At 37.4% G+C, this 25856-nt stretch carries 18 protein-coding genes and 1 tRNA gene; 9 read left to right on the top strand and 10 right to left on the bottom strand.

Translation table 11 applies throughout. The features are described from left to right. Positions 1 to 39 precede the first annotated feature (39 nt). Together QM481_RS24350 and QM481_RS24345 are read right to left on the bottom strand one after the other, a co-directional pair. The gene (locus QM481_RS24350; protein WP_283383722.1) at positions 40 to 1026 is read right to left on the bottom strand and encodes a DUF8428 domain-containing protein; all 987 of its coding nucleotides are present in this window, start codon (positions 1024 to 1026) and stop codon (positions 40 to 42) included. 146 nt (positions 1027 to 1172) lie between these two features. Beyond that, on the bottom strand, positions 1173 to 2483 hold the full coding sequence (locus QM481_RS24345; RefSeq protein ID WP_310589684.1) for a UDP-N-acetylmuramoyl-tripeptide--D-alanyl-D-alanine ligase: 1311 nt from the start codon (positions 2481 to 2483) through the stop codon (positions 1173 to 1175). 286 nt (positions 2484 to 2769) lie between these two features. Between QM481_RS24345 and QM481_RS24340 the strand changes: the two genes are divergently transcribed. The 7 genes from QM481_RS24340 to QM481_RS24310 all read left to right on the top strand — a co-directional run bounded on the left by QM481_RS24340 (position 2770) and on the right by QM481_RS24310 (position 12885). Next, on the top strand, positions 2770 to 4995 hold the full coding sequence (locus QM481_RS24340; RefSeq protein WP_283383721.1) for a T9SS type A sorting domain-containing protein: 2226 nt from the start codon (positions 2770 to 2772) through the stop codon (positions 4993 to 4995). A gap of 546 nt (positions 4996 to 5541) precedes the next feature. Next, positions 5542 to 6396, top strand: a complete 855-nt coding sequence (locus tag QM481_RS24335) for an EboA domain-containing protein (protein ID WP_283383720.1) — start codon at positions 5542 to 5544, stop codon at positions 6394 to 6396. A 250-nt stretch (positions 6397 to 6646) separates the two neighbouring features. Beyond that, positions 6647 to 7666: a TatD family hydrolase gene (locus QM481_RS24330; RefSeq protein ID WP_095162375.1), complete on the top strand. Its 1020-nt coding sequence runs from the start codon at positions 6647 to 6649 to the stop codon at positions 7664 to 7666. A 313-nt stretch (positions 7667 to 7979) separates the two neighbouring features. Further along, complete coding sequence (gene eboC / locus QM481_RS24325; protein ID WP_283368959.1) at positions 7980 to 8834, top strand: UbiA-like protein EboC; 855 nt, start codon at positions 7980 to 7982, stop codon at positions 8832 to 8834. 269 nt (positions 8835 to 9103) lie between these two features. Further along, complete coding sequence (locus tag QM481_RS24320; RefSeq protein WP_283383719.1) at positions 9104 to 10258, top strand: 3-dehydroquinate synthase; 1155 nt, start codon at positions 9104 to 9106, stop codon at positions 10256 to 10258. Between the two features lie 29 nt (positions 10259 to 10287). Next, on the top strand, positions 10288 to 11484 hold the full coding sequence (gene eboE / locus QM481_RS24315) for a metabolite traffic protein EboE (protein ID WP_283383718.1): 1197 nt from the start codon (positions 10288 to 10290) through the stop codon (positions 11482 to 11484). 33 nt (positions 11485 to 11517) lie between these two features. Further along, a complete protein-coding gene (locus QM481_RS24310; RefSeq protein WP_283383717.1) occupies positions 11518 to 12885 on the top strand; it encodes an alkaline phosphatase family protein in 1368 nt (455 codons plus the stop codon). A gap of 59 nt (positions 12886 to 12944) precedes the next feature. On the opposite strand, the gene QM481_RS24305 is transcribed toward QM481_RS24310, so the two are convergent. The 6 genes from QM481_RS24305 to QM481_RS24280 all read right to left on the bottom strand — a co-directional run bounded on the left by QM481_RS24305 (position 12945) and on the right by QM481_RS24280 (position 20719). Next, positions 12945 to 13643, bottom strand: coding sequence for a hypothetical protein (locus QM481_RS24305; protein WP_283383716.1), 699 nt, complete (start codon positions 13641 to 13643; stop codon positions 12945 to 12947). 981 nt (positions 13644 to 14624) lie between these two features. Further along, a tRNA-Arg gene (locus QM481_RS24300) sits at positions 14625 to 14699 on the bottom strand. An 85-nt stretch (positions 14700 to 14784) separates the two neighbouring features. Continuing rightward, entirely contained in the window at positions 14785 to 16074 is a 1290-nt protein-coding gene (gene hflX / locus QM481_RS24295) for a GTPase HflX (RefSeq protein WP_283383715.1), read from the bottom strand. 273 nt (positions 16075 to 16347) lie between these two features. Continuing rightward, positions 16348 to 18243, bottom strand: coding sequence for a ClpB D2-like domain containing protein (locus tag QM481_RS24290; protein ID WP_283383714.1), 1896 nt, complete (start codon positions 18241 to 18243; stop codon positions 16348 to 16350). Positions 18244 to 18912: 669 nt separating this feature from the next. Next, a complete protein-coding gene (locus QM481_RS24285) occupies positions 18913 to 19746 on the bottom strand; it encodes a DUF2911 domain-containing protein (protein WP_166549193.1) in 834 nt (277 codons plus the stop codon). Between the two features lie 148 nt (positions 19747 to 19894). Continuing rightward, on the bottom strand, positions 19895 to 20719 hold the full coding sequence (locus QM481_RS24280; protein WP_283383713.1) for an MBL fold metallo-hydrolase: 825 nt from the start codon (positions 20717 to 20719) through the stop codon (positions 19895 to 19897). Positions 20720 to 21151: 432 nt separating this feature from the next. On the opposite strand from QM481_RS24280, the gene QM481_RS24275 reads away from it, so the two are divergent. Further along, positions 21152 to 22039: an MBL fold metallo-hydrolase gene (locus QM481_RS24275; RefSeq protein ID WP_166549195.1), complete on the top strand. Its 888-nt coding sequence runs from the start codon at positions 21152 to 21154 to the stop codon at positions 22037 to 22039. A gap of 29 nt (positions 22040 to 22068) precedes the next feature. After that, positions 22069 to 22320 carry a hypothetical protein gene (locus tag QM481_RS24270; RefSeq protein ID WP_283383712.1) on the top strand — a complete coding sequence of 84 codons (252 nt, stop codon included), beginning with the start codon at positions 22069 to 22071 and terminating at the stop codon, positions 22318 to 22320. A gap of 94 nt (positions 22321 to 22414) precedes the next feature. Here QM481_RS24270 and atpG read toward each other — a convergent pair whose 3' ends face one another. Beyond that, positions 22415 to 23299 carry an ATP synthase F1 subunit gamma gene (gene atpG / locus QM481_RS24265; protein ID WP_283383711.1) on the bottom strand — a complete coding sequence of 295 codons (885 nt, stop codon included), beginning with the start codon at positions 23297 to 23299 and terminating at the stop codon, positions 22415 to 22417. Positions 23300 to 23570: 271 nt separating this feature from the next. Then, positions 23571 to 25151 (bottom strand): F0F1 ATP synthase subunit alpha, encoded by a 1581-nt coding sequence (atpA, locus tag QM481_RS24260; RefSeq protein WP_283368946.1) that lies wholly within the window; start codon positions 25149 to 25151, stop codon positions 23571 to 23573. Positions 25152 to 25856 lie beyond the last annotated feature (705 nt).

The raw sequence follows: 25856 nt of genomic DNA, 5'->3' as shown, positions 1-25856 counted from the left end.
TTGTACGATGCTTTTTAAAAATATCTCTTAGACAAATACCTACTTAATCTCAAAACCGCCAATTCCAATTTTAAAACCTTCAGCAAACAACTCAACGGTGTATTTACCCGAACGATATGCGGTACCTCTATGATAGGCAACCTCTACAAATTGATTGATGTTATCGTAATAAATTTCAGCTTTGGTGGTGTAAGCGTAATCTTTACCTTCAAAAATAAAGCTACCTGAGCCTGTTGCTGCATCAAAAAGAGTTGAACCGTCAGGATCGAGAATACGGATAAAAACCGTTTTTTTCTCATGTTCGGTCAATTCATTTTTTGCTAACATAAAAGAAATTTTGAGACGAGCTAATTTGTCATTTCTCATTCTTCTGTCATCAAATTCTCTGCCTTTTTGATTGATGCCTGTAATTTTCACAAACTCCGTTTTTAAGGCTGTAGCTCGTGAGACTTTTTCGGCTAATGCCTTATTCCGAATATCCGCATCCTCTTTTTGGGCGCGTATTCGAGCGGCAGTATTGGCAAGTGCAGACTTTTCGGATCTTAAACTGGTGTTCTCTTCGCTAAGATCTTCATTTTGTGAAGCCAATTCAGTATTCTCTGCCCGCAAGCGTTGTATTTCTTGCTCTTTGACGGTGAGCAAGGATTCGTAGCTCAGAATTTTAGCCTGATACGTTGCCTTTATACTGGCAATCTCTTCAGAAGTATTTTTGAGGAGTTGTGCCTTGTCTAGCTCCAACTTAGCTTTTGCTTTTTGTAGCTCCGAAATATCTCCACCTAATTCTTGGATTTCCGCAATTTTACTATCCAATTGGTGCATAATTGAGTCTAGCTTGATACGAGTCTCGGCCAACTGCACTACCTTTTCTTCAATGACCTCTTGTTGACTTTTTTTAATATCATTGCTTTGAATCACCATGTATAGCAACACCGCAGCTACCACCGATACAACAGCGATACCTGCACGTAGCATTCCATTGACACCTTGGTTAGGTCCTCTTAGTTCTTTAAACGAATCATTACTCATATTTTCAAACAAAGTTAGAGAAATTGCACTATAACACTTTAGGCTGTAAGCTATACGCCGTAAGCTAAAAGTTAAATGTTTTTTTCAGGAAAGAATCGAAACTTTCTTGCCAAGCGCCTATGGCTTACAGCCTAAAGCATATTAATTTACAGAAACTGTAATACACTTTCTAGACCCATTCCTCTCGAACCTTTTACAAGGACATGAGTATTTTCGACTTTATGGTCTTGCAACCATACGTGCAAACCAAACTTGTCAGGGAAATAATGGACTTTCATAATCGGCAACTGAGACACAGCGGATTCCATCAATTTTCCTGCCAAAAGAATATAGTCAAAATTACAATTCTTCAATAGCTCTCCAATAGCGCGGTGCTCTGTTTCCGCCTCCTCTCCCAACTCAAACATATCGCCCAAAATCACCATTTTTTTATCCGCCTTCAAATTATTAAAATTGGTGATAGCCGCATTCATTGAAGAAGGGTTTGCATTGTAGGCATCCATGAGCACAAGATTTGTACCTTTTTCAACAAACTGAGAACGGTTATTATTTGGTACATAATCTGCCACTGCCTGACAAGCCGTTTGGGTATCTATGCCAAAATATTGTCCGATTCTAATAGCAGCGCACATATTATAGAAATTATACTTTCCTGTCAAGTGCGTCGTGTATGAATGACCATCCAAGTCTTCAAAAGTTACATTGGGAATTTCTTCAGTCAAAGTAACTACGGTAGCAAAATCGGTACTTGGCTCAGCACTGTAAGTAATTACCTCAGCAAAGTTTTTGCCTTGCGTCATTTCGTAGGTTGGAACCGATGCTACATTGACAAAAACGGTACGATGATTTTCTGATAAAAAATCAAATAATTCACCTTTTCCTTTTCTAACGCCTTCAACACCACCAAAACCCTCTAAATGCGCTTTTCCGATATTGGTAATAAAGCCGTGCGTAGGCTCACAAATATCCACTAGCTCTTTTATATCTCCTTGCTTATTAGCGCCCATTTCGATAATGGCGAGTTCTACAGAATCATCAATCGCCAAAACAGTCAGAGGTACGCCAATATGGTTATTAAGGTTACCAAGCGTTGCATAAGTTTTATATTTCTTGGATAAAACACAGTTTATCAATTCCTTAGTGGTAGTTTTTCCATTTGAACCTGTGAGTCCTACAAAAGGAATATTCAATTGTTTACGGTGGTAATTTGCCAGTTGTTGTAAAGCCAGTAGACCGTCCTCCACCAATAAATAGCGCTCATTCTGAACAACTGCTGGATCGTCAACTACCACGTAAGCAGCACCTTTTTCTAGTGCTTGAGTAGCAAACTGGTTGGCATCAAAGTTGGGTCCTTTCAATGCCACAAACAAAACACCTTGATCAATCTTACGGGTATCGGTAGATACGCCAGTACATTCTTTGTATTTTTGGTATAATTCGCTAACCGAAATCATCATTTTTGTCGTTTAGTTGTTATCAACAATTTGCCGAAGAAAAGGTTTGAAGTTTATAGAATCTCTAAAAGTAGTTGTGAGGACTACGCTATTTTTTATTTTATTTTGAAAAAACATGCAACCCTCTCTATATTCAATTGGGTCTTTGAGGCAAGGTGGTCTTTTCTTTTTTTCGTTAAAAAAAATAATATACTGATTAATAATCAATTAAACCTCACAAACTAGTTATCTGTTAAATACTCATCGAATTTCGTATAATTCAACTACGAAATAAGCAAACAAATATCGAATGAAAAAATTACTTACGCTCTATATAGTTTGGTCTTCTATTCAAATTTATGCCCAAGAAATCTCTTTTAAGTATAACGACCAAGTAAAAATCCTTCAGAATGGACAAAACCTTGTCAATGCTTTTGCTGGTGGTTTGAATGCACCACAATTTTCGACTTGTCAGCTCAATAACGATGGTCCCGAAGACTTAGTGGTTTATGATCGCACCGCTCAAAAGGTATTTACTTTTTTGGCCACTAAGAATACCTCTGGACAATATTATTGGCAATATGCTCCGCAATACGAAACGTTATTTCCTACACTTCAAAACTGGATGTTGTTGGTTGATTATGACAAAGATGGTCGCAAAGATTTGTTCACACATTCATCGGCAGGTTTGAAATTATATCGCAATACCACCACAGCCGATAAGGTTTCATGGCAATTGATTGCAAATCCTTTATATAGTATTGGTTTTTCAGGAAAAATCAACCTCAACGTAACCGCCACAGATATTCCTGCGATTACAGATATTGATAATGATGGCGATATTGATGTATTGTTGTTTGACCCTTCTGGTGATTTTGTCGAATTTCATAGAAATAATGCCGTAGAAAAATACAATGACCCTACCCGTCTTGAATTTGTAAAAATAGGTTATTGCTGGGGTGATTTTATCAAGCAACTATGTCAGGACTTTCAGTTTGGAATAGATTGTGGCAATACTCCTGCAGGACAAAAAGCCACTGAGCCAAGTGCTCAAAAAGTCCTTCATTCGGGTAATGCCCTGCTCCTCCTCGACCTAAATGGCGACAATAAAAAAGATGTACTATTTGGTCATATCACCTGTAACAACATAGCGGCTCTTATCAATCAAGGTACGCAGCAACGTGCCTCTTTCACTTCGGCTAGTTATGTATATCCAACCAATACCACTGCCATCGATTTCCCTATATTTCCTGCGGTATATTTCGAGGATCTAGATTTTGATGGTATTAAAGACCTAGTGGCAGCACCCAACGGCTTTGATAGTGCCGAAAGAACTATTGATTTTCAACAATCCGTCTGGTTCTATAAAAACACTGGAAAAGATAACTTGCCCATCTGGAATTATCAGGGTAAAAATTTTCTCCAAAATACGATGCTGGATTTGGGAGAAAACGCCTCTCCTGTTTTGGTCGATATTGACGGTGATGGCGACAAAGATTTGGTTATCGGATACAGCGGAAATATCACATCAACTGGAGTAAAGGCAGGTTTGGTTTTACTAGAAAATAAAGGCGATAATACTTTCGAAGTAAAAGATACCGATTATTTAGGAATCGTAAAATCTATGCAATTATTGGATATTCGCCCGTTTGTAGCTGACATCAATGGTGACGGTGTCGATGATTTGGGCTTTAGCTCCAACTCATCTAAAGGCATGGAAATCAGATATATTCCAAACAAGGCTGCAGGTAATCAAGCTTTTAATATTCAGTTGAGTAACGCGGTGTTATTGCCCACATTTACAGACTTTTTAGCTGGCGAATCTGTTACTTTTTTTGATTTTGATAAAGATGGTAAAATCGATATTTTGCACGGTACCTCACGTGGGAATATTCGCTTTATTCAAAATACAGGAAGTAATCAGTCGCCCAAATATGTGGTACAAAATGATAACTTAGGTAAGCTTCAGACGGATTACATTGCAGGAAATATATTTCTGACAACAGGCGATGTCAATCTTGATGGAAAAACAGATTTGCTAGTAGGAAATCGTACTGGCAATATGAGTATTTATAGAAGTTTTCAGGAACAGAACATCAATCAATTTGTAGCAGATACTAGTCTGATATTCAACAGTTTTAGCAACAAACCTGAAAATTTATTGATTGGAGGAAACGCCACGATTGCTATAGGTGATTTAGACAACGATTTGCTTCCTGATGTAATCGTAGGCACTAATACAGGAGGATTGAGGGTACTGAAAAATCTTACCAAAGTAGTTATCACAGGCACCGAGCAAGACCTGATTAGTCAGGTTTATCCTAATCCTACCAGTAGGTATGTCTATGTAAAAATGACCGAAAATGCGCAGGCAACATTAATTGATTTGAGCGGTCGTATTATCCAAAATACCAGAATGTTACGTGCCAATACAGAGGAAGTATTTGACTTGCAGGGACTTCCTTCGGGCATGTATCTGCTCAAAATAGATACCAATAAAAAGTCCCAAACTACCAAAATCATTTTAAGAAATTAGGACTAGCATTGGGCTTTCAGCTTTGGGCAGTCGGCTAAAAATATTTCTCATAAATCAATAGAAGTTTTTCTGCCTAATGCCTAAGGCTTTTAGCTGGACAAAATTGGAGGTTCTAGTTCAAGTCTTAAGAGTTCATCAAAAAAGCGGTCGGGAGTTATTTTTCTGACCGCTTTTTTGATGAAATTAAGGAAATTACCCTACTTTCAAAGTCTGGGATGCTTCCTGTTTTTGCAAAAAAACTTATGAAGAACACCCGAGGAAGTTTGTGCTAACCATTTTATCTGGCTAATGTATTTATTTTCTCATAAAGAGACAATAATTGAATTATTTCTATTTAATTTTGTTTTAAATCATTTACTCGTACGTTTAAATAAATGGAGTAAACATTGATTATTGTCATAAATGATGTTTTTCCCTAAAAAACAAGACACCAAGCTGAATAGATGTTTTTATCTTTACAAAAAGAAAGAAAAAGATTTTGGTCAACCGAAATTTATCCATTTTGAGTAATCCCAAAGTCCAAAGTCATAAAACTATCCCAAAACGATGACGTCTATCCAACATATACTATTGAGTGCTATTGAGGCCACAGCAAACGAAAAAGAATTAGAATGGGTGAAAACTAAGGCTAATTCTGATGTAAAAGCTATTCAAATAGCCTTTGTTTCAGCGCCTAGGTTTATTCGCAAAGTAGCTATTCGTATCGACGAAAAAGTACTTCATGAGGCAGTGCCAAATTGGCAAATTGAAGAGTGGACGTTAGAACGATTAGTGCGTGTATATCTCCTCTTACATATCCCAAGCGATCAGAGTGAAGAATATGTCAAAAATATTGAAACACTTTTTGATACTGCCGAAATCAACGAGTTAGTAGCTTTATACTCAGCATTGCCAGTGCTATCCTATCCAGAAAAATGGCTTTTTAGGGCCACAGAGGCTGTTCGTTCCAATATGGGTGTAGTTTTTGATGCCATCGGGTTTGGTAATCCTTACCCTTTTCTACATTTTTCAGAACTAGCATGGAATCAATTGGTGTTAAAATGTATTTTCAATGATAAGCCTATTCATTTAATTGTAGGATTGGAAAAACGTGCCAACCGCAAACTTGCTGAAACACTTTCAGACTTTGCTCATGAGCGCTGGGCGGCCGACCGTAAAGTACCTGCGCAGGTATGGCGTCTGGTGACCAATTTTATGAATGATACAATTTTGGCTGATTTGGATAAACTTTTTCAGTCAAATGACATCCAAAATCAAACAGCAGCAGCTTTGGTATGCTCCGAAACAACGTTTCCTGGCGCTGAGAGTTTGCTAGAAAATTACCCTCAATTAAGAGCTTCCGTACAAAAAGGACAATTGAGCTGGAAGCAATTGGAGGTTCATCAACTGTGTTATGTGTAGTGACTCAAAAGATAAGAAGGAAACGCCAACAACTCACTAACTCACTCATTTTCAATTTACTTGTAATACTGCATAAAGGATTTTATACGATTGCAGATTGAGGATCTTTGATTTCGGAAATAAGGTATAACACACTTTTTTACAATATATAACTTTAAAAAGTGGATTATATTTCCGAAATCCAACATCCGATATCCCAAATAGATGGTGCTTACAATCCTTTGTAGTCGACTAATTCACTCATTCGATTATGTGTAATAAACATTCAGAAATACAACAAAACCCTTCGCACTTTGAAGGCTCGGCAGAGGAGAAAGTAACTGCACAACACGTGCAGGCCAATTTCATGGATTATATTAAGGATATGAAGTTTTTTGACCCTCATATCCACATGACTTCACGTACGACCGACGACTACCAAGCCTTAGCCGACGCTGGTGTTGTAGCGATTATCGAACCTGCTTTCTGGTTGGGGCAACCTCGCACAGGTTTGGCAACATTCAAAGATTACTTTAGTAGCCTTGTGGGTTGGGAAAGATTCCGTTCGTCGCAGTTTGGCATCAAACATTACTGCACAATTGGGCTTAATTCTCGCGAAGCCAACAACGAACCTTTAGCAGAACAAGTCATGGAAATTTTGCCATTGTATCTTTACAAAGAAGGTGTTGTTGGGGTTGGTGAAATTGGTTTTGACGATCAAACTCCCGCAGAAGAAAAGTATTATCGTTGGCAATTAGATTTAGCCAAAGAAGCTAATTTACCCGTACAAGTTCACACGCCACACCGCGATAAACGCAAAGGTACCGAACGTAGTATGGCTATAGCGCTCGAACATGGTATTGCACCCAATATGGTAATCATTGACCACAATAATGAGGAAACCGTAAAAAGTGTGCTCGACCAAGGTTTTTATGCCGCATTTACGATTTATCCATTTACCAAAATGGGTAACGAAAGAATGGTAGAAATTGTAAAGCAATATGGCTCAGAAAGAATCATGATTAATTCTGCTGCCGATTGGGGTATTAGCGACCCACTTGCCGTTGCCAAAACTGCTGCTTTGATGAAAATGAAAGGAATTTCGGATCATGACATCAAAATGGTCACTTATCAAAACGCCATCGATGCATTTGCTCAAAGTGGTCAAATCAATGTGGAGGATTTTGAAAACAATACGGTTATTGACCAAAGTAAAACCTTTAATGGAAATACCATTTTGAGAGGAGGACAGCAACCTCGTATCGATAAAAATGCGATAGTGATACGATAAGTAATTGTGCAGAATAAGATTTAAGTTATGTGTTTAGGCACTAGGCAACAGGCATAAGGCAAAGAGTGTTAAATTGTTTAGATAGGTTTTTGCCGAATGCCCATAGCTGAAAGCCGAAAGCTCAAAAATTGAATTTTATTTTGCTTACTTACTAAGGTGCTGAGCATTATGCTAAATTTGAAAAGTATTTCTCATGAAATAACCAAAGCTTTTTGCCTGTAGCCTACGGCTTACAGCCTAAAGCGCATAAACCAATTCTCTATTTTTAACTTCTTTAATAGACAAATTGAAACTTAAATATTATTTACAACTCATGCGACCGGCGAATATGATAACGGCGGTCGCAGACATTTTGGCAGGTATGAGTATTGTACACTTTGTGTTTGACACAAACTATTTTCATGTACAATCTGTTCTATACTTGTCTATATCCACTTTGGGTCTGTATGGCGGTGGCGTGGTATTCAATGACGTATTCGATGCTGAACTTGATGCCATCGAACGTCCCGAACGAGCGATTCCAAGCAAAAAAGTGACTCTTACCGAGGCAAGTATTTTAGGAAGTATTTTATTATTAATCGGTGTGATTAGTGCTTATTTACAAAGTCCTTTAAGTGCCATTTTTGCTATTATAACCGCTATTGCAGCCTTAGTTTATGACAAATGGGGAAAACATCATTCATTTTTAGGTCCCATCAACATGGGCCTATGCAGAGGTTTTAACCTGTTACTTGGCATGAGTGTAATGCCAGAACAATGGCAAGATTTCCAATATTTAGCCATTATTCCTGTTATTTATATTGCAGCTATTACGATGGTAAGTCGTGGCGAGGTGCACGGAGGAAGTAAAAATATCCTATACTTTGCCGCACTTTTATACCTGCTGGTAAGTTCGGCTCAGTTGTATGTATCTTTTACAAGAGGAACACTTTGGTTAACAGCCATTTTGGTTGCAAGCCATCTTTATTTGATAGGAAAACCCTTATTCAAAGCTATTCAACATCCTATAGGTCCCAATATCGGAAAAGCCGTAAAAGCAGGCGTGTTATCTTTAATCATTATGGATGCCGCTTGGGTGAGTTTATCAGGAAATATTGTTCAGACCTTAATCGTTGTATTGCTTTTACCACTATCAATGCGTTTGGCAAAAATGTTTGCCGTAACGTGAGTATGAATGATGAATTGTGAATGGTGAATTAGTACTGCACAAAGGATTATAAAACCGTTTATTTCGGATATCGGATGTTGGATTTCGGAAGTTTAAAGCACTTTTTAAACTTCCGAAATCAGAAATCCCAAATCTGAAATTGCTTGAAATCCTTCATACAGTCCTTATTCATAACTCACAATTCATCACTAAAAATCACCACATGTTAATTGTATGACTTAGTGCTCGAAAGTAGTCTTAGGCACTAAATGACTTAAAATCTTAATTCAATGTCAGTTATTCAGCAATCTTTTCAGGTACAATTTTCTTATAATATCCAATTTACTAAAAACTTATTTGCGCCTGAAAACTCATTATTGATAGATTTTCTCCGTAATTACGGCAGTCCAACCTTCAAAAAGAAAATACTTTTTCTCATCGACGAAGGCGTTGCTGAGGCACATCCTTACTTGCAAGATGCTATTCGCAATTATTTTGCAACACAAGATGCCATCGAACTAGCTTCAGATATTTTGGTATTGCCAGGAGGAGAAATCGTCAAAAATCAACCAAGTTATTTCGATCAAGTACTCGAAGCAATTGATACTTATGGCATAGACCGCCATTCATTTGTAGCTGCCATTGGTGGTGGTGCATTTTTGGACATGACAGGCTACGCTTCGGCAGTGGCGCACCGTGGAGTCAAGCATATCCGTATTCCAACTACGGTTTTATCTCAAAATGATTCGGGAGTTGGCGTAAAAAACGGGATTAATTATATCGGAAAAAAGAACTTCTTAGGCACATTTGCGCCACCAGTAGCGGTGTTCAATGATAGTAACTTCTTGACAACCCTCAACGACCGTGATTGGCGTTCTGGTATTGCAGAAGCCGTTAAAGTAGCCTTAATCAAGGATTTGAAGTTTTTCACATGGCTTGAAGAGCATGCGTTTGCTTTGGCAAATCGTGATGAAGACGCCATGTACCAGCATATTTTCCGCTGTGCCGAATTGCACGTCCAACATATCTCTAGTGGCGACCCATTTGAAAGTGGTTCGGCAAGACCTTTGGATTTTGGGCATTGGGCTGCGCATAAATTAGAATATCTTACCAATTTTAGTATTCGTCACGGCGAAGCTGTTGCAATTGGTATTGCCTTGGATTCGGTGTATTCGCATCTTAAAGGTGATTTAACCGAAAATGATTTACAAAGAATCATTACGCTTTTACAAAATTTAGGTTTTGAATTATATCACCCAGCCTTAGCTGAAAACGATAAAATCAATCTTTGGAAAGGCTTAAATGAATTTAGAGAACATCTTGGTGGTCAATTAACCATTACTTTGTTAAAAGCATTAGGCAAAGGTGAAGAAGTTCACGAGATAGATTTTGAATTAGTAAAACAAGCTGTAGATTATTTGGCATCGAAGGTTTGTGTATTTTAAGGCTTTTACGAAATTAACAATAAACTAGCATGAAAACTCTCAATGGTCATTTGACTTATTGTAGCAATATCCATACAGGCGAAGATTGGCAACATCATTTTTCGGTACTTCAAAATAGTATTCCAGTAATCAAACAACAAGTGAGTCCCAACAGTCCGATGGGAATTGGCTTGCGTTTGGCAAATCAGGCGAGTATTGATTTAAGCCAAAAAGAAAACCTTGAAGCTTTCAAAAATTGGCTTTCCGAGCAAAATTGTTATGTATTCACGATGAATGGATTTCCTTATGGAGATTTTCATGAAGCTGTAGTAAAAGACCAAGTTCATGCACCTGACTGGACTACCACCAACCGTCGTGATTATACCATCCGAATGTTTGAAATTTTGGCAGATATTTTACCAAACGATATGCAAGAAGGTGGGATTTCGACCTCTCCTCTCTCCTATCGTTATTGGTGGGAAACGCCAGAAAAACTAGCTGAAGCCATTGCTATTTCTACGACTCATATCTTGCAGGTTGTGGAGAAATTAGCTAAAATTCAGCAAGCAACAGGCAAAGTATTGCACTTGGATATAGAACCTGAACCAGATGGTATTCTCGAAAACTCGGCTGAGTTCATCGACTGGTATCAACATATTTTGTTGCCATCAGCAAAAGAATACTTTAAAGATAAAAACCTAACAGACAAGCAAATAGAAGAACTCATTCATACACATGTTCAGCTATGTTATGATATTTGTCATTTTGCGGTAAACTACGAAAAGCCTGAAGAAGCTTTGGCAAAACTAGAGCAATTAGGGATTAAAATTGGCAAATTTCAGGTTAGCTCAGCGATTCGAGTGATATTTGATGAACAAAAAGCGGAAAAACTCGCAGCTTTGGCACAATACAACGAACCAACCTATTTGCACCAAGTAGTTGCTTTAAAGGAGGATGGAAGTTTTGAAAAGTTCACAGACCTTGGCGATGCCTTAACCGCTGCTCAAACCGTATCGTATCAAGAATGGCGAGTACATTTCCACGTCCCTTTGTTTATCGAACATTATGGACTTTTGTCGTCTACCAGAAACGATATTGTTGAAACATTGGCTTTGCACAAACAAAAACCAGCCACTAATCATCTCGAAATCGAAACATACACTTGGGGAGTATTGCCCGCAGAAGTGCAAGCGCCTTTAAATGATTCTATCGTTCGAGAAATAGCATGGGTAAAAACCTTAGTCTAGCCCTAAATTTATTGCTCCCAATTTTGTAGAAACATGAAAAAAACTGTTGTTATTGATATAGTTGGACTAAGTACCAGCGTAATTGGTGAACATACGCCATTTTTAAAAAAGTATTTTGAAGAACATCATTTTACTCATATCAAACCTGTACTTCCTGCCGTAACTACCACGGCTCAAAGCACGTATGTAACTGGAAAATTCCCTGATAATCATGGCATTGTAGGGAATGGCTGGTATGATAGAACTGACTCAGAAGTGAAGTTTTGGAAACAATCTAATAAGCTAGTACTATCAGAAAAAATCTGGGATGCTGCCAAAAAATTAGATCCTAACTTTACTTGCTCAAAGATGTTTTGGTGGTACAATATGTATTCAACTGCCGATTATTCCGTAACACCTCGACCTCAATATCATGCCGATGGAGTAAAAGCACCCGACTGTTATTCTCACCCTTCGAGTTTGAGAGATGAACTACAAGCTGAACTTGGGACGTTCCCACTTTTTAACTTTTGGGGACCCAATGCCAATCTAAAATCTTCGAAGTGGATAGCAGATGCCTCTGTTTGGGTAGACAAAAAACATGACCCAACTTTGACTTTAATCTACCTTCCACATTTGGACTATTGTTTACAAAAATATGGCGTTGATTTTTCGAAAATTCATAAAGAATTAGGTGAAGTAGACAAATTGGTTGAAGATTTAGTGACGCATTATCGCCAAAAGGATTGTAACATTATTTTGCTTTCTGAATATGGTATCAATACCGTCAACAATCCTATTCATGTCAATCGTATTTTACGCGAAAACAACCTAATCAATGTTCGTGTAGAAAAAGGATTAGAGCTATTGGATGCAGGCGCTTCACAAGCATTTGCAACCGCTGACCACCAAATAGCACATGTATATGTTAACGACAAAACTCAGCTAGAAAAGGTAAGAACAATCTTAAATAATATTGCTGGTGTAGCTTTAGTATTGGACGAAAATACCAAAAAAGATTATCATCTTGACCATGAACGTTCGGGCGATTTTGTTTTAATGGCCGATGCAGATAGCTGGTTTACCTATTACTATTGGTTTGACGATGCTGTGGCGCCAGACTATGCTCGTTTGGTAGATATTCACCGTAAACCAGGCTATGACCCAGTAGAGATGTTCATGAATCCTAAAAACCCTTTGATTAAGTTACGCGCTGCTTACAAACTTGCCCGTAAACTTCTAGGATTCAGATATTTAATGGATGTTATCCCATTGGATGCCACACTGGTAAAAGGCTCGCACGGTGGTATTAACATTGGTAAAGAATATTATCCTATACTAGTTACAGACAAAGCACTCGACAAAAAGGAAATCGATGCTACAGAGGTTTACCAAGTCATTTGGGAGCATTTGGTCAACTAGTAAAATTTACTGAGCGATTGAAGAAGATACGACAATCGCTCAGTAAAAATCATCTAAAACTATTGATTTGTTAGTTCAATAAATTCTACATTTACCCCTGTGTAGTACAGAGTCGTAGTCGCCTCGAAGCCTGAATCTGTACCAATGATAAGCCACAATTGTCCATTTGCATCAGTTTTGCCAGTAAAAGTACCTGTGCGCTTCACCAAAGTGTATTGATTTTTATCGGTGCCATTAGCTACATTTCCCATTACTTTCATGTCTTTGCCATCGGCAGCCTGAGAAATTTTTCCTACATTTTTGATTCTGTAATAGCCATTATCAACCTCTTTTTTCGGCTCGATTGCACTAAATCCTGCTCCGAAATACACGCTCTCTCCTGGAGAACCACCCACTCCCATCATGCCGTTGGGTACAGTACTTGCAAACTCAACTTCAAATTTTGCACTATAGGTTTGATTAGGTTTCAGACCAGTTACTCTCTTTTTCAAGAACATAAATAAATCATCACTGTGATTATTTCCTGAAATTCGTAAAGCTTTTTTCGCGGTGTCTAATGGTGCAGGTAGTTTGGCATGGCTGTAGCTTAATTCATAAAATACAGAATCCGTTTTGGGATAATCTGCAAAATCGCCGATCCAACCTTGATTACTTGTGGTAAATTTATCAGATAAAACAAAGCGTGTAGGGAAGCTATCATTGTCTGAACAAGACATCAAAGTAGCCGCAGCGATGATACTAAAAAGGTATTTTTTCATAATGTTGTGTTGATTTGTTTTGCTTTAAAGAGTGCGCAAAATCAACGGAAGGTTGGAACGAGGTTGAAGTTTTTCTGAAAAAAATGTTTAATAAATTGACTACCAGAATATTAAATTTTCATTTTTTCCTAAACTTTAAAATAACAGAGTTAGGAATAACATTTGAGCCAAGTAAAAAATTGAGTATAATTCCTTTTTTTTGTTTTTTTGTGTAACTTTATCTCATCAATATTTCTATTGGTTTATCAAAACACAGCAAAAAAATATTTTTCTCCTCTGTAAGCTACATTTTTCAAGTTTTATCAAAAAGTATTTACACAAATCATCAACAAATTTACAATTCTACCCTTTTTCAGTTTAAGTTTTTCAACTCAATTTATTTTAGTTTTACATTTTTTTCAATAATGTATTATTCTCTCTAATTCAATAATCTCCCACTATTGTGTACTATTATGACACCTAAATTCGACAATTTACATCGCTTTGAACATCTGAGCCCGACCCTCAAAGCAGCTCTCGAGCAAAGAGCCATAACACAAATGAAAAAGTATCATGTGTTATTTAAAATCATGAAAGTCACAAGCCATGAGATAATTATTCAGACAAGTCAGCTTCAAAAAGAAGACAATGAACCCAATATTAAAGAAGTGTTGGTGAAAGTAACGGAGGAAGTGTTTAGTCCATTTTTGTATGGTAGAAGATTACGTATCGGCGTCAAACTTTTTATTCCAACAAATACTGACGTAGTAGATGCTCAGTGGATTTTGGATAAAATGGCACAGCAGAAGCTAAAATTTGAAGACATAGAAAGGATTTTGGGGATAGAAAAATATACGCTTTCGGTTTATACCTCTGGGAAATACAAGCTCAATCGTGCCGAAAAAGGAATGTTCTTTTACTTTTTTATCTACCGTAATCTAGTGGCACAAATCAAAGCAAGCATGAAGAAAAGGGATAGACAAGAAGAAGTATTAGAAAATGTGGTGGCTCCGGCGGGAATCGAACCCGCATCAAACGTTTAGGAAACGCCTATTCTATCCATTGAACTACAGTGCCAAGTGGTCTACCATACGAGACCACACAAAACAAAATTACTTAAAAAAGTAAGTAATTAAAAGTTTCTCAAATTGAAACAAAGACTTTATTCTGCCCAGCTTTCGCTATTTTCAGTGTATGATTCATCAGTAGTGAGCCAGTTAGGGAAAATCTGGATATGTTTATTTTTTACCAAATTAAGCACAGTATCTCTTAATTCGTCTAGATTTTCCTTCTGCTCTGCTGAGATAAATACCGCCATAGGTTGAGGAGTGTGCAAATATGATTTTTTCAAAAACTCTGTAACTTTTTGAATTCTTGAAGCTTGATCTTTTGGCTCTTCTTCCCAAGGATTCTCACCATGAACAACTTCCCAATCGTCCTGCTCTTTTTCAGTTGTTTCGGGTTCTACCTCAAACTTATCGATTTTGTTGAATACCAAAATCGTTGGTTTATCCGCTGCACCAATTTCAGTCAAAGTATCATTTACAATACCAATTTGCTCTTCGTAATTAGGGTGTGAAATATCCACAACGTGCAGCAAAATATCTGCTTCACGAACCTCATCAAGTGTCGATTTGAATGATTCAATCAACATGGTTGGCAATTTTCGGATAAATCCTACGGTATCTGACAACAAAAATGGGATAGAATCAATCGTAACTTTTCGAACGGTAGAGTCTACTGTTGCAAACAATTTATTTTCGGCAAATACATCTGCTTTTGCTAAACGGCGCATCAAAGTTGATTTACCAACGTTGGTATAGCCAACCAAAGATACACGCACCATTCTATCACGATTTTTACGCTGAGTTAGTGCTTGTTTATCGATTTGACGTAATTTTTCCTTCAAAAATGAGATACGGTCGTTGGCCGTACGACGGTCAGTTTCCAACTCTTTTTCACCTGGACCACGCATACCCACACCCCCACGTTGCTTAGACAAGTGAGTCCACATACGTGTCAAACGAGGAAGAATATATTGCTGTTGCGCCAATTCTACTTGCGTACGTGCTTGTACAGTTTGCGCACGCATCGCAAAAATATTGAGGATCAGCAAACTACGGTCTAATACTTTTACCTCTTTTTGAAAATGCGCAAATTCGGCTTCGATGTTACGAATCTGAATAGGAGAAAGCTCATCATCGAAGATGATCATATCCACATCGTTGTCGATTACATACATCAAAATATCTTGCATACGTCCCTTTCCTACATACGTGCGGTTGTCGGGGCGTTCGAGTTTTTGAGTAAAAGTGTACAGTGTTTCGATACCCGAAGTATCTGCCAAAAATGCTAGCTCATCGAGATATTCTTTGGTCTGAGCAGCATTTTGTTTCTGTGTTTGGACGGCAACCAAAACTGCCGTTTCTTTTTCTTTATAAGTACTATGCATAAAGCTTATTTATCGAATTCACTTACCGAGAGGATAAGATTTATATCGCTGAATCAATGTGTTTCAAAGCTATATCCGCTCTAAGTGTGTGTGCAAATAAATGGCATAAGGCTTACGGAATCCGATTATGCCAGACAAAATTATTTTATATTTACTAGAGATTTATATCAGGTTAAATCATTCATTTGATAACATAAAGCCGAATGACAAAGATACAGCTTTCTTGCTAGAGTTAGCATCTCAAACTTTAAAGCATCGGCATACTAAGTTCTGTTATGATTGTTGATTTAATGTATCCTGATATGGCGCAATAATTAGGTGGTTCTCATTATGGATACTCAGTGTATGACCATATTTTTGTGCAATTTCTACGACTTCTTGAGGCTGTAAACTACCCTTTTGAAATAATACTTTCGACAAGGCAACCAAATAATCTTTGTTTTGTACCAAAAGCTCCTGCGTTTCTTGCTCTAAATTTTTCATCATTTTCTCAATCGACCAGTCGGTTACTGTCATATCCATGCTGTATTCTGCAGAACTCATGTAATAAGAAGCAAAATTACGGTCGAAGCAAAACTTGCGAATATATTCCATCACTAAACCTGCCGCATCTTCTCGGTCGAAACTTTGTGCAATTGTGACGTTTTCTTCGCCAAAAATTAATGATTCGGCTAATCCTCCTGCTAAATAAATTTTGATTTTCTTTAAAACATTTTGCTCCGACATGTGTATCTGATGAGGAAACGAAAACCCTCCCGCATACGATGACGCCACCCTTGACTTAAGCTGTAATGGAGCAACACCTAACAGTAAAGAATATGCCACTGCATGTCCAGATTCGTGCACAGAGATATTAGCAATCATATCTGGCAAATTGTTTTGACGAATCAAATCTACCTTTCCTATGTAAGGAATACGCTTTTCGGAGGTTTCGCCCCAAGTAGCAATGAGTTCTTTTTCAACAAAATTATAATCCAAAGTAATTTCCTCTGCACTTTCCACTAATGCTTCAAAAATAACACTGGATAAGTTGGCTTCAACAACATCTACAATACTCGAAAAAACAGGTCTAACCCCCTGAACAGGGAATACTCCGTTTTGATAAACCAGTTGTTTAACGGCATCCGTTATCGTTGTTTTCAAAGCAAAATGCTCAATGTTACGTTTCTCAATCTTACGAATTTCTAAATCAATGAGCGCATTAAAATCTTGCTTTTTGAGTGAACGATAAATCAGGTGAATATTTCCGAAACGTGCGACTTGTTCTGGTTTAAACTTTCTAGATAGCGCCTTTTTAATATCAATAATCGTGATTTTTTCGGTAAAAGCTCTAAAAATATCAGCATCTACATCTGTTTCACCTGCTTCATCAGCCATTGAATATGCCTCATCGAGGTTACCACTGATAATGATTAAAGTTTTAGCATGATTAATCGGTTCAAAAACGGTCTTTTTATCTCGTTTTTGTTGCATAATTTTCAACATATCATCCTCTTTCATCTCTGCAATTTCATGTACAGACTCATTAAGGACAAAAGTTTTCTTCAAATTATACGCTTCCCATAACCCTACCAAATCATCATCTTCATCAGATATATCATCGTCCAAAGGTTTATTTTTACGCTTCTGACGCTGTGTAGAAGAATGCATATAGCGCTGCATATATTCATCTATCGACTCTTTGTTGTCTTTTTTGGAAAGTCGTCCATCGGATAACAACTCCCAAAAATCCTGAGAACGGGTATTTGTAACCACTTTTCCTTCGGGGTCGATGGTATAAAAGCGTTGTATTTCGTCGAATAATACAATAGCTGGCTTGCCATCATTGATACAGTTGCTCTCAAAAATAGAAGCTACCGAAGTGTACCAATAATTTTCGCCATGTGATAACTCAACCTCTACAAATCTATCTTGATATTCTAGTTTTGAAACCAATCGGCGAATCAAATCAGTTTTTCCTACGCCTGTCATACCCCAAAGGTTTACAACAATAGGGCGAACCAATACATCTGGCATCAAATACCAGATTTGGATATAATTGATTAATTCGTCGATAATATAGTCAATGCCGATAAATTCGGATTTCAGCTCTTGTTTGATAACCTCTAGGCGACGTTTTTTGATATTTATTTCCTCTAGGTTTATTTCAACCTTCTGTTCTGTGCTCATAAGTTTAATTGTTATTTACGTGGCGGGAAACTAAGTCTTTGGGCATCGTATTCATTTCATGCTACGGAATGAACGAATTGGGCAATGACATCCAGAATAGCTTCTGAATACATAACAATTGCTAAAACAAAAAAATTGAAATTTACAATGACTAAGTTCCCTAAAATAATTTGTAATGAATCAAAAGCAATGAATACCCTCTTATGAACTATGTCCATAGAGCCTCTATCCGATTGATAGATTCTAAAATGATGTAAAGGTTCAATGAAATGCCTTTACTAGGAGAAGAAATTAGGAGAAAAATATAGGAACTTCATGACTTTACCCTAAGGGTGTTTTTATTTTTTTGCAAAGGTACTGTTTTTTTATTTACTGTAAAATAGTTAAGGTAGATTTTATTAGGATGAAATACCAATGAGTGAATTGAGATTGAGTGATTTAGTGATTAAATCTACATACCACCAGTAGAGAAGCAATGCTTTGCGTCTTAGGTTGAGTAAAATCTAGCATAGTAGCATCAAAAAGGCGGTCGAAAAACAATTTTCGACCGCCTTTTAAAATTAAATGCTTTAACACCTAGACATTGAGCCAAAGAGTATGTATCATTTCATTTGAAATATTCTTTAACTCTTCGCTTATGGCATATTGCTTAAATCCTAAGGCATGAAATTATTTCAAAGTAGCAATCAATTTCTCATTCAATGCTACGTAATCATCGTTTTTAGCCTCTTTAGCCAATACAATAGACTGATTTGCTGCTGTTACTGCAGCAGTTTTGTCACCCATTTTAGCTAAGATTTTTGCTTTTAAATGTACCATCCAAAAAGCTTTCGGACTGTTTTCGATAGCCTTGTTTGTCCAAGCTAAAGCTTGTTTCAAATCTTTTCCTGTTTCGAAATAGTAGCTAGCCGCTTGGAAATAAGGACGGTTATCTACGTTCATAGCTGTCTCAATTGACTTCGAAATCTTAGCGTCGATGTCTGCTACTACAGGAATATTGATTTGTGTTTTTTCCCAAGAAACTTGAATATCAGCCGTTGCAGGAGTTACATTACCTAATTGAATCGTAAAAGTCTCAACTGATGATGTCAATGCTACAGGTTTCACTTTGAAACGAGCAACATCTTCCTCTTTTTTGTAACCATCGATACCCCAGTTACCTAATCCTTTGTTGAAAATCACTTCCCATTCATCTTTGTTTGGAACAGTATAAAGCACATAAGTACCTGCTTTTACAGCTACACCGCCTACGGTTACGTCTTCACCAAAAGTTACTTTAGTTGCTGCATTAGCACCTGTTCTCCATAATTTGCCATAAGGAGCCAAGTCACCAAATACAGTTCTGCCCTTCATATTGGGTCTTGAGTAGTTTACTTCGATAGAAGAAAGCGCAAAATCCTGCTTAATAGTTTGTGTTGGACTAGGTGCAGGAGTTTTGATACCTTGAGCCTGTGCTGTCATGATAGAAGCCACGGCTACTAATGCTAATAAAATCTTTTTCATGATAATGTTAAAATTGGAGAATTGTTTGAAGACTATTCAATCATTTTGAACAGTCAAAAGTACAACTTTGTTTTACCTAATGGCATATTATAGCGACAAGAAGATGTAAAAATTCGACCAATAACTCTATTCCTTCCCCTATCGGCATTTATAATTGTACTGGCAAATGTTTGATTACAGAACCTACCATCCAATGGACACTGACGTCATAACCCGTCATAAGATTAATCATTTTCTTATCTTTCAGCGCCATTTTCTGAATAATCTCAGCGGTTTTATAGCCCTGATTATACCAAAAGCACACCTGTTCGGTGAACGATTCAAAATAGTCAAGTTTACGTTCCAGAGACTTTCTACCAAACTCTACTTGTGGATTATGCGCACAAAATACTTTATCGAAATCTTCATCTAAGACTCGTTTGAGCGAATCTATTTGTTGCCAGATATTCTCTCCTTTTCGAAAAACTTTTATGCGCTGACTTACAAATAAATCTCCTGAAAAGAGCCATCCTTCATTCGGTTCAAGGTAAACATGATGGTCATCGCTATGCCCTGGCGTATAGATAGGAACGAACGAATATTTGGAGGTTTGTATCACTTCTGGGAGCGTTTGCATGGGTATATCTTGTGGGCGAATTTTCCCGAAGAAATACTTTTCGTACAACATTACATCAAAACCTTGTCGTACTTTTTCGGCTGTTAAAGGATGCGCAAAAACAACTGGATGAAAGTGATTATAGAGTGTAGAAACGTTTCCAATATGATCTTCGTGCCAATGCGTAAGTGCAATTTGTTGAAGAGGCATCTGTTTAAACAATGATAAAACTGTCTGACGACAATTATACTGTCCTGTATCTATCAAAAGTCCGTCGATGTAGTAAATATGTACCGTAAAAGTTGGCAAACCAGGCCAATGATACCCCAGTTCAAAAGCTTTGACAGGACCATATTGTTTTGTTTTGAGATGCTGCATATTCGTTCAGAATCCTAATTGCTTCGTTGGTCGAAAAGTTTGGATGAAAACTTAAATATAGCATTTTACTACCATAAAAATATACTAAATTTTGCTATGTCTTTCCTCGGTAACCCATTTCCAAAGTAAAGGCACAAAGGAATAACTCGAGAGCAATGTATTCATAATTAGTGCTGAATTATGAGTTTTGAATTGTGAATGTAAAATTTTAATTATCAATATCTTACATCTCCAATTAATCAAATTAATCAGATAAAATATTAGTAATCATAAAATTACACTCAAAACTCATCACTCATACTTAAGTCTCTGATTACGTTGATTATTTTCTTTTGTGCCTTCATATCAAACAATCCCAATCTGATAAATGTTAGTTTTTTAATAAATCATTTCTTTCTCTAAATTCAACACAACTCTAACAATCATTATTCTATGCAAAGAAGACTCTTTCTCCAACATTCTGCTTTCTTGATGGCAAGTCTCGGTGTGAGTTCCTATAAATTTCCATTTGATACTCCTTACAAAATCAAGGAGTTGCGCAATGGCGTGGGAGTATTTACCGAAAGAGGCGGTACTATTGCCTTCGCCTCAACTAGTAAGGGAATTGCTGTGGTAGATTCTCAATTTCCTGAACAATCTAACCATTTGATTGAAGCTTTGAAAGGGATGTCAGAAAATCCTATAAAATTGCTTTTCAATACCCATCATCATGGTGATCATTCTGGTGGAAATATTTCTTTTAAAGGTATTGTAGAACATGTTATTGCTCACGAAAACTCCTTGAAAAATCAAAAAGCCGTTGCAGAAAAACAAAACACGGTAGAGAAACAGCTTTTCCCAGATATCACTTATCAAGACACCCACAAAGAGAAATTAGGAAAAGAGACTATAAAAATGCATTATTTTGGTGCAGGTCATACCAATGGCGATTCTATCATTCACTTTGAACGTGCCAATGTAGCACACTGTGGGGATTTGGTATTCAACCGTCGCTTTCCTGTGGTAGACCGCAACGCTGGCGCTAGTATGAATTCTTGGATCAATGTGCTGGACAAAATCAATGCTACTTTTGACAAGGATACTATTTTTGTCTTTGGACATGCTTTTGATCCTGAGAAAATTACAGGTACTCACGAAGATATCAAAGCTTTCAAAAACTACTTAGAACAGCTTTTAGGCTATGTTTCACAAGAAATAAAGGCTGGAAAAAGTAAAGAAGAAATTCTTAAAACAACTGCCATTCCGAATGCACCAGAATGGAAAGGCGATGGAATCCAAAGAAGTTTGACGGCAGCTTATGATGAATTGACCAGCAAATAGGTAAGCAAAATAACAATTCTATTATTTTCTTGTTTAAGCAATATCCTTCTTTTAGTTTTGAACTAGAAAAAATCGAAAAATTCATGAAAAATATTGCCTATATATTACTGGTTGTAGCTATTATCTCCACCGTCGCATTAATCACTTGGGGTGCTATAGCACTGCTTGATTCGACCAATGGATTCAATGAAAAAACCTTTTTTATTCTACTTATTGGTGGGATTATCTCGGTAGGATTGATTGGAAGAGTCGTAATTGTGTTCAAAGATTCTAGAAAATAGGAAATGACGAGTTTAAAATTCTGTAGATGTTAAAGTCTAAACATAAAAAAAGACCTTTCTTTCGGAAGGTCTTTTTTATAATCTTTTAACAAGACTAAGCTGAGGCTAACGCTTCGGCACCACCAACGATTTCGAGGATTTCCTTCGTAATCGCAGCTTGACGAGAACGGTTGTAAACAAGTTTTAAGTCTTTCAACAACTCGCCTGCGTTTTCTGTAGCTTTATCCATTGCAGTCATACGAGCACCGTGTTCAGAAGCATTTGATTCTAAAACAGCTCTGTAAACTTGCAATTTCAACGCTTTAGGAATCAACTCGCTGATGATTTCTTCTTCCGAAGGTTCGAAGATATAATCAACAGTTGAAGCTTTCACGTTACTATCTTGTTTATCAACTAATGGCAACATCTGTTCTGCTCTCAAAATTTGAGTTGCCACGTTTTTGAACTCATTGAAAATAACTTCTACAACATCAAACTTTTCAGCAACAAATCCGTCCATTGCATATTCTGCTGCTTGACGAACCGACGTGAAAGATAATTTTGAGAAGATATGAACAAATTTTTCGTTTACTTTATAACCACGACGAGTTAAGTATTCAGCACCTTTTTTACCCAAAGCCAAAACCTCAACATTGCCTGCGGCATTTTGACTAGCGTATTTTTCAGCGATAAGGTTTACTGTTGCCTTACCAACGTTGGCGTTGAATGCTCCACAAAGACCACGGTCAGAAGTAACAACGATTACTAACACTTTTTGAATATCGCGAGTGATAGTATATGGGTTCGATTGAGCACCTTCTGCATTAGCCGAAACAGTTGCAATCATTTCGGTTAACTTCTGCGAATAAGGGCGCATTTGAACAATAGCATCAGTTGCACGGCGAAGTTTAGCCGCCGAAACCATTTTCATGGCTTTAGTAATCTGCTGAGTAGAGTTTACTGACACTATTCGGTTACGGACTTCTTTTAATGAAGGCATCTTTTGCTAATGTTTGAAACAGTGAATGATAGAAATGATGTATTTGATGTAAATAAAATCGTTATTTGTGATTGGTGTATCTGTTAATTGTAAGAGCTCAGAAAGTTTACGTTAAAGTTACCTCAAGTCAAGTAATGATTTTATATTTTGTAACGGTAATCATTTTTCGAAAGAGTATTATGATGATTTCTCATTCACAATTCAAAATTCGTCGATTGATTAATTACTGTAAAAGAGAGAGTAGCGTGCTACCCTCTCCTACATTCAAATATTATCCTTGGTATTTAACTGCCACTTCTTTCGCCACTTTCTTCAATACATCAGTCAAAGAATCGTCAAATTTACCTGCTTTCAAAGCATCCATAGTAGATTTTTGAGTAGCATGCATAACTGTAACGAAATCCTTCTCGAACTCACGTACTTTTGATACCGCAACAGAATCAATTAACCCGTTTGTAGAAACATAAATCATTGCGACTTGATCTTCTACACGTTGAGGGCTACCATTTGGTTGCTTCAACATTTCAAGGTTACGACGACCACGTTCGATAGTCAATTTAGTAGAGGCATCCAAATCAGAACCAAATTTAGCGAAGGCTTCCAATTCACGGAATTGAGCTTGGTCTAATTTTAATGTACCAGCTACTTTCTTCATTGATTTGATTTGAGCGTTACCACCTACACGAGATACAGAGATACCTACGTTGATAGCTGGACGGATACCTGCGTTAAACAAGTTAGTTTCCAAGAAGATCTGACCGTCAGTAATAGAGATTACGTTAGTCGGGATATAAGCAGAAACGTCACCCGCTTGAGTTTCGATAATTGGAAGAGCCGTTAATGAACCACCACCTTTTACGATTCCTTTTAAAGATTCAGGAAGGTCGTTCATATTTTTTGCGATTTCGTCAGATGCGTTGATTTTCGCAGCGCGCTCCAACAAACGGCTATGTAAATAGAATACGTCACCAGGGTAAGCTTCACGACCTGGAGGACGACGAAGAAGCAATGAAACTTCACGGTAAGCTACCGCTTGCTTAGACAAATCGTCATACACTACTAATGCTGGACGACCTGTATCGCGGAAGAATTCACCAATAGCAGCACCTGTAAATGGAGCAAAGAACTGCATTGGAGCTGGGTCTGCTGAACCAGCTGCTACGATTACTGTGTAATCCATAGCACCTGCTTTGCGAAGAGCTTGCTCAACTTGTTTGATAGTTGAAGCTTTCTGACCACAAGCTACATAGATACAGAACACTGGTTGACCTGCATCGTAGAATTCTTTTTGGTTGATAATTGTGTCAATACAAACAGTTGTTTTACCTGTCTGACGGTCACCAATAACTAACTCACGTTGACCACGACCTACTGGAATCATAGCGTCGATCGCTTTGATACCTGATTGAAGAGGTTCTGTTACTGGTTGACGATAAATTACCCCTGGAGCTTTACGCTCAAGTGGCATATCGTATAATTGTCCTGCGATTGGACCGTTGCCGTCAATTGGCTCGCCAAGTGTGTTCACGACACGACCTAAGATACCGTCACCTACTTTGATAGAGGCGATTTCGTCTGTACGTTTTACGGTGTCACCTTCTTTGATTTCAGATGATTCACCCAATAATACCGCACCTACGTTGTCTTCTTCGAGGTTAAGGGCTAGGGCTTTCAAGCCGTTTTCAAATACGAGCAACTCACCCGCTTGTACTTTCGATAGTCCATAAATACGAGCTACACCATCACCGATTTGTAGCACGGTACCTACTTCTTGGAGTTCAGCCTCTGACTTAGATCCTGAAAGTTGTTCTCTCAAGATGGCTGACACTTCATCTGGTCTGACTGATGCCATTTCTTTATAGTTGGATTTGTGATTTTGGAATTCGATTTGAGAGGTTATTCGTTGGATGCAAGTCCTTTACAAGATAAGGAAAGAGATTTTTTTCGCTTTGCTTGGCTGGGGTTTATTACATCTTAAACTTACTAACTCTTTTCGGGTGCAAAATTAGGGAAGAAATTTCACAATTCCACGACAATCTAATTTTTTTCGTGCTAAACGTTATACTTTTTTGAGAGTGGCATTTTTGTTCAAGTGTCCTTTTTCACTTCAAAACCTATCTCTTTCAACGCTTTTTTTGACGTTAATCTTTATTTATTCTAATTTTTGAAGAAGATTTTCTGAGATATTGTCTAATCCTTATAGCATCTTCGTTTACTGTACTAAACAGGATAAAACAAAGAATTTTATCTCAAAGTATCTACCTACACAATATTATTCCATGACAAACGAAGTTATACCAAATATTTCTATAAATACATTTAGCAAATTTTCGCTAATTACAAGTCAAATTTATTCTTGGGATTGTACTAATTGCTTGATTGAATTGGGGTTAACTTTCAAGCTCGGACAATACACGTACACTTTGCATTAAAATCTTATCATGTTCTTCCAGAATAGATAAGTAAGAATATGCTATTCTATACCCAATTAGTTTGTTTATTTGTGAGGTAAAATCTGGGGTAAACCACGTCTATGGTTGTGTAAGTCTATATTAAT

It is taken from the genome of Flectobacillus rivi, from assembly GCF_030056655.1.
GTDB classification, from domain to species: Bacteria; Bacteroidota; Bacteroidia; order Cytophagales; family Spirosomataceae; genus Flectobacillus; species Flectobacillus rivi.
Note: the sequence above shows the minus strand (reverse complement) of the source record. Positions and strands in the feature narration are given on the sequence as shown.

What these genes read in the sequence shown, in the direction of transcription:
- QM481_RS24350 (WP_283383722.1), bottom strand. Translation starts at nt 1,026, where the DNA reads ATGAGTAATGATTCGTTTAAAGAACTAAGAGGACCTAACCAAGGTGTC.
- QM481_RS24345 (WP_310589684.1), bottom strand. Translation starts at nt 2,483, where the DNA reads ATGATGATTTCGGTTAGCGAATTATACCAAAAATACAAAGAATGTACT.
- QM481_RS24340 (WP_283383721.1), top strand. Translation starts at nt 2,770, where the DNA reads ATGAAAAAATTACTTACGCTCTATATAGTTTGGTCTTCTATTCAAATT.
- QM481_RS24335 (WP_283383720.1), top strand. Translation starts at nt 5,542, where the DNA reads ATGACGTCTATCCAACATATACTATTGAGTGCTATTGAGGCCACAGCA.
- QM481_RS24330 (WP_095162375.1), top strand. Translation starts at nt 6,647, where the DNA reads ATGTGTAATAAACATTCAGAAATACAACAAAACCCTTCGCACTTTGAA.
- eboC (WP_283368959.1), top strand. Translation starts at nt 7,980, where the DNA reads ATGCGACCGGCGAATATGATAACGGCGGTCGCAGACATTTTGGCAGGT.
- QM481_RS24320 (WP_283383719.1), top strand. Translation starts at nt 9,104, where the DNA reads ATGTCAGTTATTCAGCAATCTTTTCAGGTACAATTTTCTTATAATATC.
- eboE (WP_283383718.1), top strand. Translation starts at nt 10,288, where the DNA reads ATGAAAACTCTCAATGGTCATTTGACTTATTGTAGCAATATCCATACA.
- QM481_RS24310 (WP_283383717.1), top strand. Translation starts at nt 11,518, where the DNA reads ATGAAAAAAACTGTTGTTATTGATATAGTTGGACTAAGTACCAGCGTA.
- QM481_RS24305 (WP_283383716.1), bottom strand. Translation starts at nt 13,643, where the DNA reads ATGAAAAAATACCTTTTTAGTATCATCGCTGCGGCTACTTTGATGTCT.
- hflX (WP_283383715.1), bottom strand. Translation starts at nt 16,074, where the DNA reads ATGCATAGTACTTATAAAGAAAAAGAAACGGCAGTTTTGGTTGCCGTC.
- QM481_RS24290 (WP_283383714.1), bottom strand. Translation starts at nt 18,243, where the DNA reads ATGAGCACAGAACAGAAGGTTGAAATAAACCTAGAGGAAATAAATATC.
- QM481_RS24285 (WP_166549193.1), bottom strand. Translation starts at nt 19,746, where the DNA reads ATGAAAAAGATTTTATTAGCATTAGTAGCCGTGGCTTCTATCATGACA.
- QM481_RS24280 (WP_283383713.1), bottom strand. Translation starts at nt 20,719, where the DNA reads ATGCAGCATCTCAAAACAAAACAATATGGTCCTGTCAAAGCTTTTGAA.
- QM481_RS24275 (WP_166549195.1), top strand. Translation starts at nt 21,152, where the DNA reads ATGCAAAGAAGACTCTTTCTCCAACATTCTGCTTTCTTGATGGCAAGT.
- atpG (WP_283383711.1), bottom strand. Translation starts at nt 23,299, where the DNA reads ATGCCTTCATTAAAAGAAGTCCGTAACCGAATAGTGTCAGTAAACTCT.
- atpA (WP_283368946.1), bottom strand. Translation starts at nt 25,151, where the DNA reads ATGGCATCAGTCAGACCAGATGAAGTGTCAGCCATCTTGAGAGAACAA.